Raw genomic sequence first — 16051 nt, 5'->3', positions numbered from 1 at the left:
TGATCTCGCGCATTTTTAACGGAATCAGATTTAACTCTCTTCCGAACCTCAATTTTCAGGAATGGAGAACAGGGTGCTCATTAGGGACAGAAATTATTGAATATTTCTACTTACCGTTGTCTCGGATGATTCACTTCGATCTACTCAATCCATGTAGGCTGCCCGTTGGGGGTTGCGGAATGTGGGTTTAAATGTCTGTGCGTTGCATCTGCGGTTTCCTCGCTCAAAGATTTATGCAATAAGTCTAATGAATAATGGCTACTGACTACTTACTAAATCAATCATTAATAAATTCACCTTCACAGATAATCGAGTCTCTGTTCTCCAAATCTTCTTGATTCCAGACCGCGTTTAATGCTGCAGAACTTAAGGAAGTTGACATCGTATTTAATGTTGTGTTGTAGTATTCCGCAGCATTATTAAGTTCCACCTGCGGCGCTTCCTTGAAGTATGAATTAATATCAGGCGTGCACCGCTGGGCTTGGTAGTATACATAAGCTTCAGCATTAATGCACATTACGTGGTAAAAATCCTTATTTGCTGCCGCAACATCTCCAAGTTTATACAGCGCTAAACCCCGGTTGAGATAAGCTTTAACATAGTTCGGATCGAGTCTTACTGCTTGGTCAAAGTCTTCAATTGCAAGCTGCATTTGTTTTAATTTATAGCGAACGCAACCTCTGTTATAATAGGCATAAACATTTTGTGGATCGATGGCGAGTGCAATGTTGTAATCGGCCATCGCCTGCGTATTGTCTCCTAGTTGGTGGTAACAGAGACCTCGATTTATGTAAGCTTTGATATATTTAGGATTCAACCGCAGCGTTTCGTTAAAGTTTTCCGTTGCTGCCTCTTTTTCTCCCAAAAGGTAGTAAGCGCGCCCCCGGTTGTAATAGGTTTTATAATTGTTGGAATTGATAGAGAGAGCTCGATTGTAGTCTTCTATTGCTTCTTCGTAGTTTCCTAAATTAGCAAGTACCAGTCCCCGGTTGTTGTAGATAGCGTGGCTGTTAGGCTTATTTGCTAAAGCACAGTTTAAATCTTCAATGGCTTTGTCGTGTTCTCCGAGATGACGCCAAGCATTGCCTCGATTCAGGTAAGCCTCGAAGAAATTAGGATTGATATCTAGGGCTTGGCTGAGGTCTGCGATCGCTTTTTGGTAGTCTTTCATGTAATAATACACCAAGCCGCGATTGTTATAGGCTTTGGCATCGGCGGGATTGAGTTGCAGTATGCGATCGAAATCGTCGATCGCCGCTTCATAGTTTCCTTTCTTGGCGCTGTGCAAACCGCGCTTGTAAAATTGTTTGAGGTTCATAGGTCAACTTTCAGGAGTGCTTGATGCTGGGGGTTGATTCCTGTGCAGTCAGTTTTGAGTTCGACAGCCGTTAATCTGTTGAAAGAGCATCCACACGCAGTCAGAGTAACTCTTAAATGATTCCCGGCAATCTACCCTAGACAGGATTTTTGGTTTATTTTAACAGTAGTTAAATCCTGTTGAAAGGCTCTGCACGTCGGCTGGATTGACTTATTAGTCAGTTCGATTGTTTACCCGATCGACTTGATCTCAAAAGTCTAGTTTTACTTGGTGCTGTGTGTTTCTTGATGCGGCGGCGATCGGCTCGATCGCCAAATTAAGTTTGAGACCGCTACTCTGTATAAATTGTTGCCAGCAGTCCTACCGAGTAAACTCTATATTTTTTTAACAAACTTCGTCTCAGTATTTGCGGCAGTACGTCTCTACAAACTTTTGTTGCCTAATTACCAATTACCGATTGATTTCCTCTTCCACATAAACTCTCAATTTCTCCAAATCGGGAAGTTCGATCAATTCTTGTTCCTTTTCCTTAACCGACATGGGCATCATCACAGGTTTACGGTGTTCGATCCAGCAACTCGCCAGCGGTAAAGTTTGTTCCAAATCTTCCAAAGGCCTCGGAATTACCATCACCGCGTTCAACTCGCCAATTCGCTCAGCTTCGTACATCCCGGCTTCTACGGCTACTGCTACATCTGCAACTGCACCGCGAATAATTGCCGTGCACAAACCGGCGCCTATTTTCTCGTAAGCTGCCAAGTGTACGTCTGCGGATTTGAGCATAGCATCGCAAGCACCGACCATTGCCGGAAATCCCCGCGTTTCGAGCAAACCGATCGCCTGATTGCTTAGCCGAGAATAATTGCCACTTTCGGAAAGTTCAGTCAGGCGAAAGCCGATCGGCAAAACCACTTCCAAATTAGCCAAAGGTCTAGCAATCACCAACTTAGAAACAAACTGCCCGAACTGTTCGGCAGTTTGAGCTCCAGCTTCCACAGCCAAACGCACATCGGAAATTCTGCCCCGGACGATCGCGGTACAGTGACCGGAACCAATTTTTTCGTATCCTACTAAAATCACTCCTGCCGACTTCAGCATCATGTCAGCAGTCCCCACAATTGCCGGAAAACTCTTGGTGGATACCAAACCCAAAGCAGTGTCTTTGAAGTATTCCTGGCGCTGCGATCGCTCTTCGTGACTGTTACGATCTGTTTGTCCGTCCATCTTCTATTACCCTTAGAAACTTCCCAAAATAAAAATTTGTTGATAGTTTATAGTTTCTCAGATGAGAAGACAGACTGCACGAGCTACAAGACACTGATTGCTGCGGCAAGGCCTTACCAATTGCTGAGCTACCAATAATATGAGATTACCTATTTATATTTGATCTTCCTGCCTTCAGCATAGCTGTCTTTTGCCGAAATGACGGCTACCCGGAACCGCCCGATAGAGTTTGACCGTTTTCCTCCGATCGATTAAAAGCTTGTCGGTGCGGAAACAGTGTCCCCAACAGCCGATTGATGTGAGCTTGGCCGTACAGAATAGTTGGCGTTTCCCCTGGTTGGGGCGGCTCTGCGGCGGTGGATTCCGGCGGGTCTGGGGCCGTCTCCGGCGCAGTTTGAGGCGGTGTTTCGGGGGGTTGTGGCGGCTCGATCGGCTCGATCGGTTGATCGACTGGTGGCGTAGTGGCTTCGGGGGTTTCTGGTGATGTTGGCGCTGCTGTTGGCGCTGCTGCGGTTGCTTCTGGGGTGACTTGGCGGCTGGTATCTCCCATTAGAGAACCTGCTGGCATAATTTGCATTTGGTCGATACAAGGATTGATTAGGGTGGTCGCTGCGCCAATACAGGCATTTTCCCCGATCGTTCCCGCACCTACCACCAGCACCCCTGCACCCAAAATAACGCCCGCCGCGATTTCCAGAGTACCTTCACGGGCGTGAAGGATAACTCCCATGCCGATACAGGCACCGGCGGCGATCGAGATCCGGCTTCCGGGCTCTGCTTGCAGGATTGCTCCAGGGGCGATCGCCGCACCCTCATGAACAACTACATCGCCACTCATCAAAATCTGAGAGTTGCTACTTAATTGCAGGGGCGATAAATACATTCGACTTCACCATGAAAGGAGCTATTTTTTTCGATAAAACGACTTTAAATTATGGGTTTTCTCGACTGATAAATTTAACCATGTCAATCTAAGAAACGATAATTTACTAATACTGATAAGCTTGATGCTTTAACGTTTTATAGAAACTTTCAGAAGATTCTAGATTTTGACCAACATTTGTCAATCGAGCTTTTTAACTATCTCAAATCCAACTTCAATCCGCTGGGGTTTCTCCCGTTGGCCCCAGTGCGAGGACTTAACGGAAGAAACAAGCTAATTACCTAGCAAATTAAGGACGCTGGATAATTTCTTCCAGTACCCGGCGCTTCGCCTTGGAGTCGATACCCAGCAAGCGGACGTACTCGCCGCTGTGTTCTTTGAGACAGCTTTCGAGGGCGGAAATCACTTCGGCTTCGCGGTTGGAGGCGATCGGGGCGCAACTGCTCCAAGAACCGGTGCGGAAACGGCGCGCGTCGGCGTGTTCCGTGCCAATTTTGTAGCCTTGGGAAAGCAGGTTGCGGATTTGGTCGATCGTCTTGCCGGTCAAACTGCCGCTGCTGGCCGAACCAGTCGAAGCTGCTTTGTATCCCGATGTTGCTGCCGACTTAGATGTTCCTGCAGGCTTAGCCGATTGAGCAACCGGGCCGTCGGGACGCTGAATAATTTCTTCAACTATGCGTCGCTTAGCTTTCGGGTCAATCCCGATCAAGCGCACGTACTCACCCGGGTACTCGTTCATCACAGCTTCCAAAGCGGCGATCGCCTCAGATTCATTTTTGACTTGCAGCGAAGCCCCGCTTTGCCAAGAACTGGTGCGGAAGCGGCGCGCGTCGGCGTGTTCCGTGCCAATTTTGTAGCCTTGAGCTAGCAAGCCGCGAACCTGAGTCACTGTTTCGGCACTCAATTTTCCGCTTGACACGGAACCGCTATTGTGGTATGAAGCTTGTTGTGCAACTTTACCGTTAGATTGGTGAGTTTTCGCACCGTTAGAACCGTTAGAGCCGTTGTCTCCCGGTCTTTGGACGATTTCTTCTAGTACGCGGCGCTTGGCTTTGGTGTCAATCCCGATCAAGCGGACGTATTCTCCTTGGTGCTCGGCCATGCAAGCTGACAAGGCCGCGATTACTTCAGAGTCGCGGGTTGAGGAAATGGGGCCGCAAGTGCGCCAAGAACCGGTACGGAAGCGGCGTGCGTCGGCGTGTTCGGCTCCCACGCTGTATCCTTGAGCTAGTAAATTACGGATGCTATCGGCAAGAGTTGAACTCAATTGGGTGCCGGCATGGGTAGAATATTTGGTTTGAGTCATATTTGGGTTTTTAGTTTGCTCGTTGCGAATTGGTGCTAGACAGGCGATGTTCTCAGCGCAGCGATAACCCGTTCTCAGAGCGTCATTGATGCCGATGACATGGGTCGCAAATTGAATGTCAGAATCTTGAACGTCAGGCAAGCGATCGGCTTGCTTCTGATTAGTGATGATGGCTCCCGAAGGTACGTACTTACCGGGGGGAATCTCCACATCTTTAATTAGTACGTGCATCATGACAATGCAGCCGTTGCCCACTCTGGCATTGAACACCGTGGAGCGAAAGCCGATAAAGCAGTTGTCGCCCACGTAGGCCGGGCCGTGAATTAAACTCATGTGGGTGAGGGAAGTATTTTTCCCCACCCACACAGAATAAGATTTGTCGTCGTCTCCTGTGACTCGGCCTTGTTCTAGGCCGTGAATCACTACTCCGTCTTGAATGTTGCTTCCTTGTCCGATATAAAAAGGAGTACCTTCATCGGCGCGGATAGATGTCCCGGGGGCAATCATCACATTAGAACCGATCTGCACATCCCCAATAATGTTAGAAAAGGAATGTACGAAGGCGGTGTCGTGAATTTTAGGCTCAGCCAAGTTTTTCGACCAAGGCGTCGGGGGAGCCGCAACGTTGCGGACTGCCATAAATTAAGTTCTCCTAAGCTGAAAATTTTTTGTTAGTTGTTAGTTGTCAACTGTTCACTGTTAGCTGTTCACTGTTCACTGTCAACTGTTCACTGTTAGCTGTTCACTGTTCACTGTTCACTGTTCACTGTTCACTGTTCACTGTTCACTGTTCACTGCCAACTGTCAACTGCCAACTGTCAACTGCCAACTAGCGGTATGGGTCGTCTTTTTTACTGTAAATGAGGCGGTTTTCTACATTGACAGTATCTATAATGCCTACTACTAGAGCATCGATCGGACGGTTTTCGCTTCCGGGCGCGATCCGGGCTGCGCTGCCTCGGGTTACTAAAACCCATTCATCTATACCAGCGCCCACACAGTCAGCGGCTACCTCATAGCCGGGAACTGGCGAACCTTCCTCATCGATGAATTGCAGCAGTAGAAATTTCGATCCTCTCAGTGTCGGCTCTTTTTGGGTACTGACAACTGTGCCGAGAACTTTGGCCATTTGCATTTTAGGTAATAGGTAATAGGTAATTGGTAATTGTCATTTTTTCACTTAGTCACTTGTCGTTTTTAGATTTGCTTTCTTCTGTCTGCTCGGCGCCTTTTAGAGTTCTTCGTCTAGTAACTAATGACTCGCCAGAAACGGGTAAAATTCCCCACTTAAGTGGATGATCCCGAAATTTTAGACTAAGAGTTCAAGCTCCCCAATTCAATGCGAGAGTCAATCTAAAATCTAAAATCTAAAATCGACGGACTCATGACTAATGACTAATAACCAATATCCCATGCCCACCTCAATTAAAAATTAAAAATGCTAAATCAAAAACATCGCGATTTTTAATTTTTAATTACCAAACGCCCCTAACAGCCGTGAAGCGAAGCTATCCCGTAGGGAATCGCCTATCTTATGATCTGTTGAGAGGGCGAATGCCACTCACGCCTTCACGGAACTGTTCTACAGCTTCGGTGTAGCGAATCGGCAGCACGTACTCTAAGTTTTCGTGAGGGCGGGCGATAATGTGGGTGGACATCACTTGTCCGCCGTTAACGCGCTTCACTGACTCTACTCCGGCTGCGACAGAAGCTTGCACTTCCGAGACATCTCCTCTTACAATGACCGTAACCCGAGCGCTACCGATTTTTTCGTAGCCTACCAAGGTGACGCGGGCTGCTTTGACCATCGCGTCAGCGGCTTCTACCACTGCGGGGAAGCCTAGGGTTTCGATCATGCCAACTGCAATTGCCATTGGTTTTACTCCTGATTGAATATTTGGGGAACTAAACAGTTAATTTTTGACGATCGCACAAATTTTTCTTTAACGAAATTTTTGTGCGCTAAGAACTTAGTAGCCTCGGAACTGTTCTACTGCTTCTGTATATCGAATCGGCAGAACGTATTCTAGGTTTTCGTGGGGGCGAGCGATGATGTGGGTAGAGACGACTTCTCCGCCGTTGACCCGCTTGACGGATTCCACTCCGGCTGCGACTGACGCTTGGACTTCCGACACGTTGCCGCGCACAATTACGGTGACGCGGGCGCTGCCGATTTTTTCATAGCCCACGAGGGTAACGCGAGCAGCTTTGACCATAGCATCGGCAGCTTCCACCACAGCGGGAAAACCTTTTGTCTCAATCATTCCCACGGCAATTGACATTTTTGAATCTCCTTTGAGGATGAGCGAAATTACCGTTACAAATCTTTGAGAAATCTAAAAATTTGGACGGGGAGGCCCACATTTTTTAGTAAGGCAGTGTAAAGCTTCCTATCCTATAAGAATAGGGGAAGCTGTCCACCTTGACAATATAAACTAACATCATAATGTTTAATAACAAAAATTAAAATTTTTTATGTTACTTAAAATAATTTCATATTTATTTAATAATCTTAATATTTAGAGGGGTAGATACCGAGAGCGAGGGGGGATTAAAGTAAGTAAGAATACTCATAAAGTAGAGTTCGGTATGCGAAGCCGGAGCCGATCGCTGGCGGGAAACTAGGGGAGTTCAAAATGGGGATCGCGGGTAAATCGCCAAAAAAGGCAGTCTTGGCCCATCGGCAGGCATTTTTTTCTTTGAGTGCCTCGTCTGCTCAGCCTATAATTTTGTGTTGAGATAATTATCAGTTTTGATGCTTTCATGTATAGTTAATCTGGACTGCAAATTATTTTGCCACAACTATACGATCGGGTTTAGTCAAAGTTTTAGGGCCTCGCGCGATCGCCCGCTACTGTTTTTGTATAAAAGCAGCCAGTAATTTCAAGTTTAAGGCATAAATTAAATGACTCAATTTCTCCTCCAAGCCTGTTGGTGGGTACCTTTATATGGCTTAATAGGCGCAATTTTAACTTTGCCGTGGTCTACCGGCACCATTCGCAGAACAGGCCCAAGACCAGCAGCTTACTTCAATTTGCTGATGACAGTGGTGGCTTTCATACACGGATCAGTTATTTTTACAGCGACTTGGGATCAACCGCCGCAACAGTTGCTCGTGCACTGGGTGCAAGCAGCCGATTTAGATTTGTCTTTTGCAATAGAAATCTCCACGGTCAGCGTCGGAGCAATGGAGTTAGTTACACTTCTGAGTTTGCTAGCACAAATTTACGCTCTAGGCTACATGGAAAAAGACTGGGCGCTAGCTCGATTTTTTGGGCTGCTCGGTTTTTTTGAAGCAGCAATTAGCGGCATTGCTATTAGCGACTCACTGCTTCTAACTTACGCTTTATTGGAAATGCTGACGCTTTCAACTTACTTGCTAGTCGGGTTTTGGTACGCTCAACCGCTGGTAGTAACAGCCGCTAGAGATGCGTTTTTAACCAAGCGTGTAGGAGACGTGCCACTGCTGATGGGAGTAGTGACGCTTTCAACTTTAGCAGGAAGTTTGAATTTTTCCGATTTAGAAACATGGGCTGAAACTGCAACTTTGTCTCCCCTAGTGGCGACTCTTTTAGGTTTGGCTTTAATCTCCGCCCCTACAGCCAAGTGCGCTCAATTTCCCTTCCATTTGTGGCTCGACGAGGCGATGGAAGGGCCAAACCCGGCTTCGATTATGCGGAATACGGTAGTTGTGGGCGCTGGGGCTTATGTTTTGATTAAACTTCAGCCTGTTTTAGCGCTGTCGCCCGTGACGGATGGGGTGCTGGTGGTTTTGGGTGCGGTGACGGCTGTTGGCGCTTCCTTGGTGGCGATCGCCCAAATCGACCTCAAAAGAGCACTATCGCATTCTACCAGCGCTTCTTTGGGTTTGGTGTTTATCGCCGTGGGGCTAAATCAAGTTGACATTGCTTTACTGTTGCTGTTCGCGCACTCGATCGCCAAAGGCCTATTATTCATGAGCGTAGGGTCAATTATTACCACAACTAACACTCAAAATTTAACAGAAATGGGTGGGTTGTGGTCAAAGATGCCTGCCACGACTACGGCTTATTTAGTAGGCGCTGCGGGGATGGTAGCCCTGTTGCCTCTGGGCAACTTTTGGGCGATGCGACGCTGGCTCAACGGTTTTTGGACGGTGCCTTTGTGGCTGGTAATAGTGCTGCTTTTAGTTAACGGTTTGACAGCCCTAAATTTAACCCGCATATTCGGTTTAGTGTTTGTGGGAAAACCGCAGCCGAAAACTCGCAGAGCTCCAGAAGTTGGTTGGCCGATGGCTTTGCCGATGGTAATTTTGACAGTGATGGGGCTGTTGGTTCCTTGGATGTTGCAGCAGTGGCAACTGTTAATTAGTTGGACTGGGCCTTGGGCGGAAACGGGAGATTTTGATACTTTAAATTTGCTGTTGAAGACGCTGGATACGCCGCTGTTGCTGTTATCTGGGTTGATTGGCGTTGCGGTTGGGGTAGCGATTTATTGGTACGGGGTTTTACCTCGACCGGTACGGCTGCCTGTGCCGGCGTTGCAGGATTTGTTTGCTTACGATTTTTATATCGATCGAGTTTACCGTCTGACTGTCGTTTGGGCTGTGGCTTCTATTTCTAAAATCAGCGCTTGGACTGATAGGTATGTGGTGGACGGGGCGGTGAATTTGTTCGGTTTTGCCACAATTTTCAGCGGTGAAGGGTTGAAGTACAGCGGCACCGGTCAGTCGCAGTTTTATGTGTTGACTATTGTGGCGGGGGTTGCTGTGTTCCTGGCGTTGATTATTTGGCAGTTTTAAACCGCAGAGTTTGGCAGATGAATCTATTCTGGGTTTGTCTGCTTTTTGTCTGATGTTATTTAATTTTAAACCGCAGATGAACGCAGATGATTTTATTCTGGGTTTGTCTGCTTTTTTATCTAATTTTATTCAAACTCGATCGGCCACAATTCGATCACTGGAACTTCCCAACCGGGCAAAAGTTCGGGAATTGAAATCATGTCGCCGTCTCTCAATACCACTGGATCTGCTTGGGGAGTGTAAATTGTTATTGTGCGCTTGTCAGGGTCGATTAATATTCCTACTTTGGCTCCTAGTTCGATAAATGATAAAATTTTTTCTCGCAGGGGTTTGAGGCGATCGGACTGAGATTTGATTTCTACAACTAAGTCGGGAACGAGTTCGGCAAAATACCTTTTACTTTGTTTGAGGCGATCGGCGGTTACAAACGAAACATCGGGTGCTGTAAGATTTGAATTGGGGAGAATAAACCCGCCACTGGACTCAAACACTCGTCCAAGTTTGCGGGGTTTGACCCAGTTTAGTAAAAGTCTGACTAACTCTGCCCCAATTTCGCTCGATACAATGTCTGATGGGCCCATAAGGATAATCTTCCCGTCTACGAGTTCTAATTGGTAGTCTAGATGCGCTTCCGAGAGTATACCTTGCAGTTGTTCCAAGTCGGCAAAGGTGAGGCGGGTGGAAGGAGAACCGGATTTAATTTGCAAATCTTCTCGATCTGTAAGACTTGAGGTCATAGGAGGATTCCAGACACATTTGAATCTATGTTAACAAGAAAATCAGCCGATCGCTTTTTTATGCAGTTGCTTTGCGTTAATGTTAAATATATACCAATCCTTGCAGGAGTCGTAAATTTTTTACCCCACCCCAACCCTCCCCGATGCCTTGGGGAGGGAGTAAGAAATTCACAAATGATTTAGGATTGCTATATCTCTAAAAACTGCGTAATAAAGGAAAGTTTTAATTGATGCTCAGTGCTTTAATCTGGATACCTATGTTGGCGGCTGCCATGATTGGGCTCTGGCCCGGTGCGATCAGTTCTAAAATAGTTCGGAATGTCGCGATCGCCATTGCGGGTATAACTTTTATTCTCTCGGTGATTTTGGCAGTTCAGTTTGATGCCAGTACCAGTCAGTTGCAGTTTGCGGAATTCATTCCTTGGATAGATGTTTTGGGATTGAATTACAATCTCGGTGTTGATGGTTTGGCTCTGCCTTTGGTAATTTTAAATACTCTGCTGACAGGAATAGCTATTTACGCTACGGATGAGTCGATCCGCAGACCTCGACTTTATTATTCTTTGATTCTGTTAATTACCGGCGGCGTAACAGGGGCTTTTTTATCTCAAAATTTGCTGCTGTTTTTCCTGTTTTTTGAGGTAGAATTGATTCCGCTTTACCTGTTAATTGCGATTTGGGGAGGCGAGCGCCGGGGTTATGCTGCTACTAAGTTTTTAATCTATACTGCATTTTCGGGAATTGTGCTCCTGGCTGCTTTCTTGGGTACTGGTTGGCTTAGCGGTGCTTCGAGTTTCGATATGGTTGGTGCAGCGGGCGCATCGCATTTACAAGGAGGATTGCCATTGCCTTTGGTAAGGCAAATTGTTTTGCTGGCAGGGGTGTTGCTGGCTTTTGGAATTAAGATGCCTTTGGTGCCTTTTCATACTTGGCTGCCGGATGCTCACGTAGAAGCTTCGACGCCGGTTTCGGTGCTGCTGGCGGGGGTGCTTTTGAAGCTGGGAACTTATGGGATGCTGCGTTTTGGTTTGGGTTTGTTTCCAGATGCGTGGGCGGTGGCGGCACCTTGGTTGGCGAGTTGGGCGGTGGTAAGCGTGCTTTACGGGGCGAGTTGCGCGATCGCCCAAAAAGATATGAAAAAAATTGTAGCTTACAGTTCGATCGCTCACATGGGCTACATTTTGTTAGCTAGCGCCGCAGCTACTCCGATTAGTATGCTGGGAACAGTTTTGCAAATGGTTAGCCACGGTTTAATTTCAGGGCTGCTATTTTTGAGTGTCGGCGTTATTTACAAAAAATCCGGCACCCGCAACATCGATGTGCTCAAAGGTTTGTTCAATCCCGATCGCGGTTTGCCGATGATTGGCAGTTTAATGATCCTCGGCGTGATGGCTAGTGCCGGCATTCCAGGTTTGGCTGGATTTATTGCTGAATTTTTGATATTTCGGGGCAGTTTGCCAGTGTTTCCCGTGCAAACTTTGCTCTGCATGATCGGCACTGGTTTAACTTCAGTTTACTTTTTAATTATGGTCAACCGCGCCTTTTTCGGCCGCCTTTCGGATGTGGTGGTAAATTTGCCGCAAGTCCGCTGGGACGATCGCATTCCTTCGCTGGTTTTAGCAATAATTATTGCCATCATGGGAGTGCAGCCGGGAGTTTTAGTTGCTTTGAGCGAGAAAACTGCGATCGGAATGGTTGCTAATGTGCCACCCCAAGTTAAAGTGATTGCTCAAAACTTGAAATAAAATATGACCTAAGTTCGTAGCATCTGACATCTTGCAGCAATATCAATAAGAGGATTTTTCGTGGGGTCGGGCGGGTTTATATAACCTATTTGCAAGCTTTAAGGCTGTTGGCGAACCCGCCCCTAGGGCTAATTGAGAATGGTGCAAGATATCAGTAGCATCGGACTTTAGTCCTATGGCAGTTTTCAATCCCATAAAATACAGCAGACGGCTGTAGGGACACGGCACTGCCGTGTCCCTACCTATTCCATTCATCAGTGTATCCGTGTTCAAATCCGTGTCGTGCCTTCCTTCAATTAAGGTTAAATAAAAATGACAAGTACCGTATTAAAACCATCTTCCCATCCCCTATCCGCATACATTGACATCTTGGAATCAGGCAAAGCTTTACTGCCTGAATCTACGGAAAATGTGGTTGAAGTTATCGGCGTACTGAAAAGTTATGCTATTGTTTTAGATGCCTATTCTCGCAATCTCAACTATATTGCAGAAGAACAGTTTTTAGTGCTTTTTCCGTTTTTTAAATATTTCAACGGAGAGGTGACGCTGCCGAAATTAATTCGCTATTTGTGGCACGATCGCATAAATTTTGAGTATGCTGAGTATTGCATGAGAACAATGCTTTGGCACGGCGGCGGCGGTTTGGATAGTTATTTGGATTCCCCGGAATTTAGCAGTTTGGTCGAAAAGGCGATCGCTGCTAAATTGAAAGGCAATTTTTTCATGCAGGGACTAAACAAAACCTTTCCTAATTTTTTGCCGGAACAAGTGCGGATGCTGGCTTACTACACCGGTCTCGGTCAGTTTTGGCGGGTAATGAGCGATTTGTTTATGGACTTATCTGATTCCTACGATCGAGGGGAAACTAAGTCTATTTCTGACGTTGTTAATTTTGTCAAAGCCGGTTTAGTCGCGGCCGCCAGTCTGCCAATTACTTACAGCGTCAAGATTCACGGTCAAGTCTACGATATCATTCCGGCCTCGGCTAACTTAACATTTTTACCAGATGTAGCCGTGCCTTATGTAGAGGCTGTTTTCTTTCGGGGCACAGCTTTTTTTGGCACAGTTTCCTACAACGCTCAAGCCCATCAAATCCCGGAAAAACAAAAAGATTTTGCCTACGGGGCTTTGTTTGCTGATCCATTACCTATTGGAGGTGCAGGGATTCCGCCAACTCAATTGATGCAAGATATGCGCCATTATTTGCCGGAGTATTTGCACGAAGTTTATCGCACTAGCTGTCGCGGTGAAGACGATGTGCGGGTGCAAATTTGCCAAAGTTTTCAGAAGTCGATGTTTTGCGTGACGACGGCGACTATTTTGGGTCTAGCACCTCATCCCATGAATACCTCCGATCCAGAGGAAAGAAAGGCTAATCGAGCTTATTTGGAAGGTTGGATGGATCGATTTGGGAATTCTCGCTTGGATTGGGCAAATCAGCCAACTAACAGGGCCTGTCAGTTGTTCCCCGAACGGTAATTGTAGGGTGCGTGACAGCGAGAAATATTTGACTCGCTTGCGAATGCGGACACTCACGCACCGCTTCTAGGAAATGCAATTGTAGGGTGCGTGACAGCGAGAAAATTTGACTCGCAAGTTGCGAATGCGGAAGTCACGCACTGCAATTTGTATTGACAATAAGGGTTATAAGGGTTATTATCAAACAACTAGCATTGTTTAATACATCGAATAAACTGATATCTTTCACGTATCCCGTCAGTCCGCAAGGGGTTTAAACCCCTTGCTCAAAGCTAAAGTCCACAGCGACGAGCACTACAATCGCAGCACGGGAGCCGGTGAAACCAGGTTTTTTGCCAAAAAGACGCGTTCTAGCCAGTAGATCAGGTAAAAAACCCGGTTTCTAAGCATCAGATCGCCTAAGTTCTTAATCGTTTGTGAAAATGCTGCTTTCTGGTGAGTTCAAATGACTTTGACATCATTGAATCAAGCTTTACATCGAATTTTAAAATGGTTAGAAGAACACAAGCCGGAAGCTATTTCATTATTACAACCAGGCTTGTCTAAGAATGAAATTGAAGAACTTGTTAAAGACTTGCCAATTCAATTTCCACAAGAACTTTACGAGTTATACAAATGGAAAAATGGTTCGGAAGATAGTCTAGGTATAGCAAATGCTGCTTACATTTTTGAGTATTTTAGTTTTTATCCTCTAGAAACTGCTATAGAACAATATCGATCGAAGCTAAATTTTAATAAGCCGTGGAGAAATAATATATATAGTTCCCGTTGGATGGAAATATTTTTTTGTTATATACCAGAAGTTGGAGGTTATGTATTAGTTGACGGCAGTCAAGAAATCAGTCAGGTAATTTTCGCCTATCATAAAGACGCTGATGACATTACCAAGAAATATACCAACCTCACCAGCATGATGGTAACGATAGCAGAGTGTTATGAAACAGGAGCTTATTCCGTAACTAAACATGAAGATTTTACAGGCTCAGTAACTAAAGATTATCAAAAAGCGCATCAAATTTGGTGCAAACACAACTCAGAGATCGTAGATTCACTACTGGAAAAACTGCAAGAATTATCGTCTTATCACTCCTTTATAGATATAGCAGCCGATATAAGGGAGCTAAAAGACCCAAGAACTGTAAAACTCCTAATTCGGGCTTTAGAAAGACCTGTTTTGACTTACGATGATTTAGGGATTCAAGGATTAGCTGCTAAGATGTTGGGAGAATTAGGCGATGCTGGGGCTGTTGAACCTCTCATTTCTGCTTTACAAAACGATAGCTGGATGACTCAATATTGGGAAGCAAGATCGCTAGGTCAGGTCAAATATAAACCAGCAAATGACCCTTGGATCGAACCTTTGAAAAATAGCCATAATCGAGTTCGAGAGATGGCAGTTTGGGCGTTAGGAGAAATCGGAGATTTAAGAGCAGTAGAACCCCTGATTGATGCTTTGCGGGATAGCGATTATAGGGTAAAACAAGCGGCAAATGAAGCCTGGGATAAACTGGTTGCCAGGTTTCCTGAGATTGATGAAGAAATTCCCTTTTAACCTAATTAGTAATTCATCTGTACTATCTAAATTCGGATTAAAAGACTGAGACCGTGAGAATCGGTTCCGCAAGTTCCCAGCAAAGCATAAGTTTCTGCTAAATCTTTGACTAAAGCAGTTTGCATGGGACTGGGTTTCCAAGGATTGGGATTACCGTAAGCATAGTAAATTTCTACACCGTCAATGCCGAAACCGGCTGCTTCTGGGATTAGTTTATCTGCAGTCGATCGATACCTGCAAGGATGTGCGAGAACTGCTAAACCTCCTGCTTCATGAATAGCTTCAATTACCCTAGCTGCTGAATAACAATAAGTACCTTCAGTGCTTTTACCTCGTAGGTATGGTTGGAGACTGGGATTTTGCGGATCGAAGGCGTAACCGAGAATGTGTACGTCGTTGTTGAGCAATTCGGCATTAATTTCAGCGCCTGTCCAGAGACTAGGTGCTTCACTATTTTTGTCAGGATGGTTTAATTTCCAATTATCCAGCCAAATTTGAGCTTTAACGTAGCCTTCGGTGCTGTGGTGGTCGGTGATAGCTAAGCCCTTGAGACCGCGGGCTATGGCTTGTTCCATCAATTTCTCTGGCTGCAATCGCCCGTCGGAGTAGACTGTGTGCATATGAAAATTATAGGAACCCGGACAGCTATCGGCATCAATTGTCTGGAAGACTTGTTTGAGTGCTGAGATATTCTGGGCTTCTGGTTTGAGACTAGAAGCGGGGGACGTAGCGAAATTGACAGCCATAAGCGTTATTATAGAAAAAACTAGCTTTGTTTAATATATCTAATAAATTCATATGTTGCACCTGTGGCAATAGTCGGCTGTAGGATTGAAACATCTGGCTGATTGTGGCGTTCGGCACAAGATATCAATTCACTCGCACATCTTGCACAATTCTCTATCCAGCATTTTATCGTCGGGTGGGGGCGGGTTTATGAGATTATTGATTTTAACTACCAGCCGGGAAGTCCCGGGCGTATATTCAGAGGGGATGAATCTGAGCGCTAAGCGAAGTACCCCGAATG

General features: G+C 45.9%; 13 protein-coding genes. 4 read left to right on the top strand and 9 right to left on the bottom strand.

What is annotated here, in order from left to right:
* Positions 1 to 277: 277 nt before the first annotated feature.
* From QT987_RS08830 to QT987_RS08800, 7 genes are all read right to left on the bottom strand, one after another.
* Positions 278 to 1318 (bottom strand): tetratricopeptide repeat protein, encoded by a 1041-nt coding sequence (locus tag QT987_RS08830; protein WP_333239078.1) that lies wholly within the window; start codon positions 1316 to 1318, stop codon positions 278 to 280.
* Positions 1319 to 1768: 450 nt separating this feature from the next.
* A complete protein-coding gene (locus QT987_RS08825; RefSeq protein ID WP_333085236.1) occupies positions 1769 to 2542 on the bottom strand; it encodes a BMC domain-containing protein in 774 nt (257 codons plus the stop codon).
* A 205-nt stretch (positions 2543 to 2747) separates the two neighbouring features.
* Positions 2748 to 3425 (bottom strand): carbon dioxide concentrating mechanism protein, encoded by a 678-nt coding sequence (locus tag QT987_RS08820; RefSeq protein ID WP_333239076.1) that lies wholly within the window; start codon positions 3423 to 3425, stop codon positions 2748 to 2750.
* Between the two features lie 289 nt (positions 3426 to 3714).
* Positions 3715 to 5370, bottom strand: a complete 1656-nt coding sequence (locus QT987_RS08815; RefSeq protein ID WP_333239074.1) for a ribulose bisphosphate carboxylase small subunit — start codon at positions 5368 to 5370, stop codon at positions 3715 to 3717.
* Positions 5371 to 5560: 190 nt separating this feature from the next.
* Positions 5561 to 5866: a EutN/CcmL family microcompartment protein gene (locus QT987_RS08810; protein WP_172186882.1), complete on the bottom strand. Its 306-nt coding sequence runs from the start codon at positions 5864 to 5866 to the stop codon at positions 5561 to 5563.
* A 397-nt stretch (positions 5867 to 6263) separates the two neighbouring features.
* Entirely contained in the window at positions 6264 to 6605 is a 342-nt protein-coding gene (locus QT987_RS08805) for a carbon dioxide-concentrating mechanism protein CcmK (protein WP_006635058.1), read from the bottom strand.
* A gap of 96 nt (positions 6606 to 6701) precedes the next feature.
* On the bottom strand, positions 6702 to 7013 hold the full coding sequence (locus tag QT987_RS08800) for a carbon dioxide-concentrating mechanism protein CcmK (RefSeq protein WP_006635059.1): 312 nt from the start codon (positions 7011 to 7013) through the stop codon (positions 6702 to 6704).
* Positions 7014 to 7636: 623 nt separating this feature from the next.
* On the opposite strand from QT987_RS08800, the gene QT987_RS08795 reads away from it, so the two are divergent.
* Positions 7637 to 9511: an NAD(P)H-quinone oxidoreductase subunit F gene (locus tag QT987_RS08795; protein ID WP_333239072.1), complete on the top strand. Its 1875-nt coding sequence runs from the start codon at positions 7637 to 7639 to the stop codon at positions 9509 to 9511.
* A gap of 125 nt (positions 9512 to 9636) precedes the next feature.
* Here QT987_RS08795 and QT987_RS08790 read toward each other — a convergent pair whose 3' ends face one another.
* Complete coding sequence (locus QT987_RS08790; protein WP_333239070.1) at positions 9637 to 10248, bottom strand: Uma2 family endonuclease; 612 nt, start codon at positions 10246 to 10248, stop codon at positions 9637 to 9639.
* A gap of 230 nt (positions 10249 to 10478) precedes the next feature.
* Between QT987_RS08790 and QT987_RS08785 the strand changes: the two genes are divergently transcribed.
* From QT987_RS08785 to QT987_RS08775, 3 genes are all read left to right on the top strand, one after another.
* Positions 10479 to 11993 carry an NADH-quinone oxidoreductase subunit M gene (locus QT987_RS08785; protein WP_333239068.1) on the top strand — a complete coding sequence of 505 codons (1515 nt, stop codon included), beginning with the start codon at positions 10479 to 10481 and terminating at the stop codon, positions 11991 to 11993.
* 312 nt (positions 11994 to 12305) lie between these two features.
* The gene (locus QT987_RS08780; RefSeq protein WP_333239066.1) at positions 12306 to 13472 is read left to right on the top strand and encodes a CO2 hydration protein; all 1167 of its coding nucleotides are present in this window, start codon (positions 12306 to 12308) and stop codon (positions 13470 to 13472) included.
* Positions 13473 to 13917: 445 nt separating this feature from the next.
* Positions 13918 to 15024 (top strand): HEAT repeat domain-containing protein, encoded by a 1107-nt coding sequence (locus QT987_RS08775; protein ID WP_333239064.1) that lies wholly within the window; start codon positions 13918 to 13920, stop codon positions 15022 to 15024.
* Positions 15025 to 15050: 26 nt separating this feature from the next.
* On the opposite strand, the gene QT987_RS08770 is transcribed toward QT987_RS08775, so the two are convergent.
* Positions 15051 to 15770, bottom strand: a complete 720-nt coding sequence (locus QT987_RS08770) for a PHP domain-containing protein (RefSeq protein WP_333239062.1) — start codon at positions 15768 to 15770, stop codon at positions 15051 to 15053.
* Positions 15771 to 16051: the final 281 nt, after the last annotated feature.

The organism is Microcoleus sp. SVA1B4, assembly GCF_036700545.1.
GTDB lineage: Bacteria > Cyanobacteriota > Cyanobacteriia > Cyanobacteriales > Microcoleaceae > Microcoleus.
The sequence above is the reverse complement of the archived record's forward strand: the minus strand, read 5'-3'. Positions and strand labels throughout refer to the sequence as shown.

Coding starts and splice junctions, on each gene's coding strand:
- QT987_RS08800 (WP_006635059.1), bottom strand. CDS start 7,013: ATGTCAATTGCCGTGGGAATGATTGAGACAAAAGGTTTTCCCGCTGTG.
- QT987_RS08795 (WP_333239072.1), top strand. CDS start 7,637: ATGACTCAATTTCTCCTCCAAGCCTGTTGGTGGGTACCTTTATATGGC.
- QT987_RS08775 (WP_333239064.1), top strand. CDS start 13,918: ATGACTTTGACATCATTGAATCAAGCTTTACATCGAATTTTAAAATGG.
- QT987_RS08820 (WP_333239076.1), bottom strand. CDS start 3,425: ATGTATTTATCGCCCCTGCAATTAAGTAGCAACTCTCAGATTTTGATG.
- QT987_RS08805 (WP_006635058.1), bottom strand. CDS start 6,605: ATGGCAATTGCAGTTGGCATGATCGAAACCCTAGGCTTCCCCGCAGTG.
- QT987_RS08785 (WP_333239068.1), top strand. CDS start 10,479: ATGCTCAGTGCTTTAATCTGGATACCTATGTTGGCGGCTGCCATGATT.
- QT987_RS08790 (WP_333239070.1), bottom strand. CDS start 10,248: ATGACCTCAAGTCTTACAGATCGAGAAGATTTGCAAATTAAATCCGGT.
- QT987_RS08815 (WP_333239074.1), bottom strand. CDS start 5,370: ATGGCAGTCCGCAACGTTGCGGCTCCCCCGACGCCTTGGTCGAAAAAC.
- QT987_RS08810 (WP_172186882.1), bottom strand. CDS start 5,866: ATGCAAATGGCCAAAGTTCTCGGCACAGTTGTCAGTACCCAAAAAGAG.
- QT987_RS08825 (WP_333085236.1), bottom strand. CDS start 2,542: ATGGACGGACAAACAGATCGTAACAGTCACGAAGAGCGATCGCAGCGC.
- QT987_RS08770 (WP_333239062.1), bottom strand. CDS start 15,770: ATGGCTGTCAATTTCGCTACGTCCCCCGCTTCTAGTCTCAAACCAGAA.
- QT987_RS08830 (WP_333239078.1), bottom strand. CDS start 1,318: ATGAACCTCAAACAATTTTACAAGCGCGGTTTGCACAGCGCCAAGAAA.
- QT987_RS08780 (WP_333239066.1), top strand. CDS start 12,306: ATGACAAGTACCGTATTAAAACCATCTTCCCATCCCCTATCCGCATAC.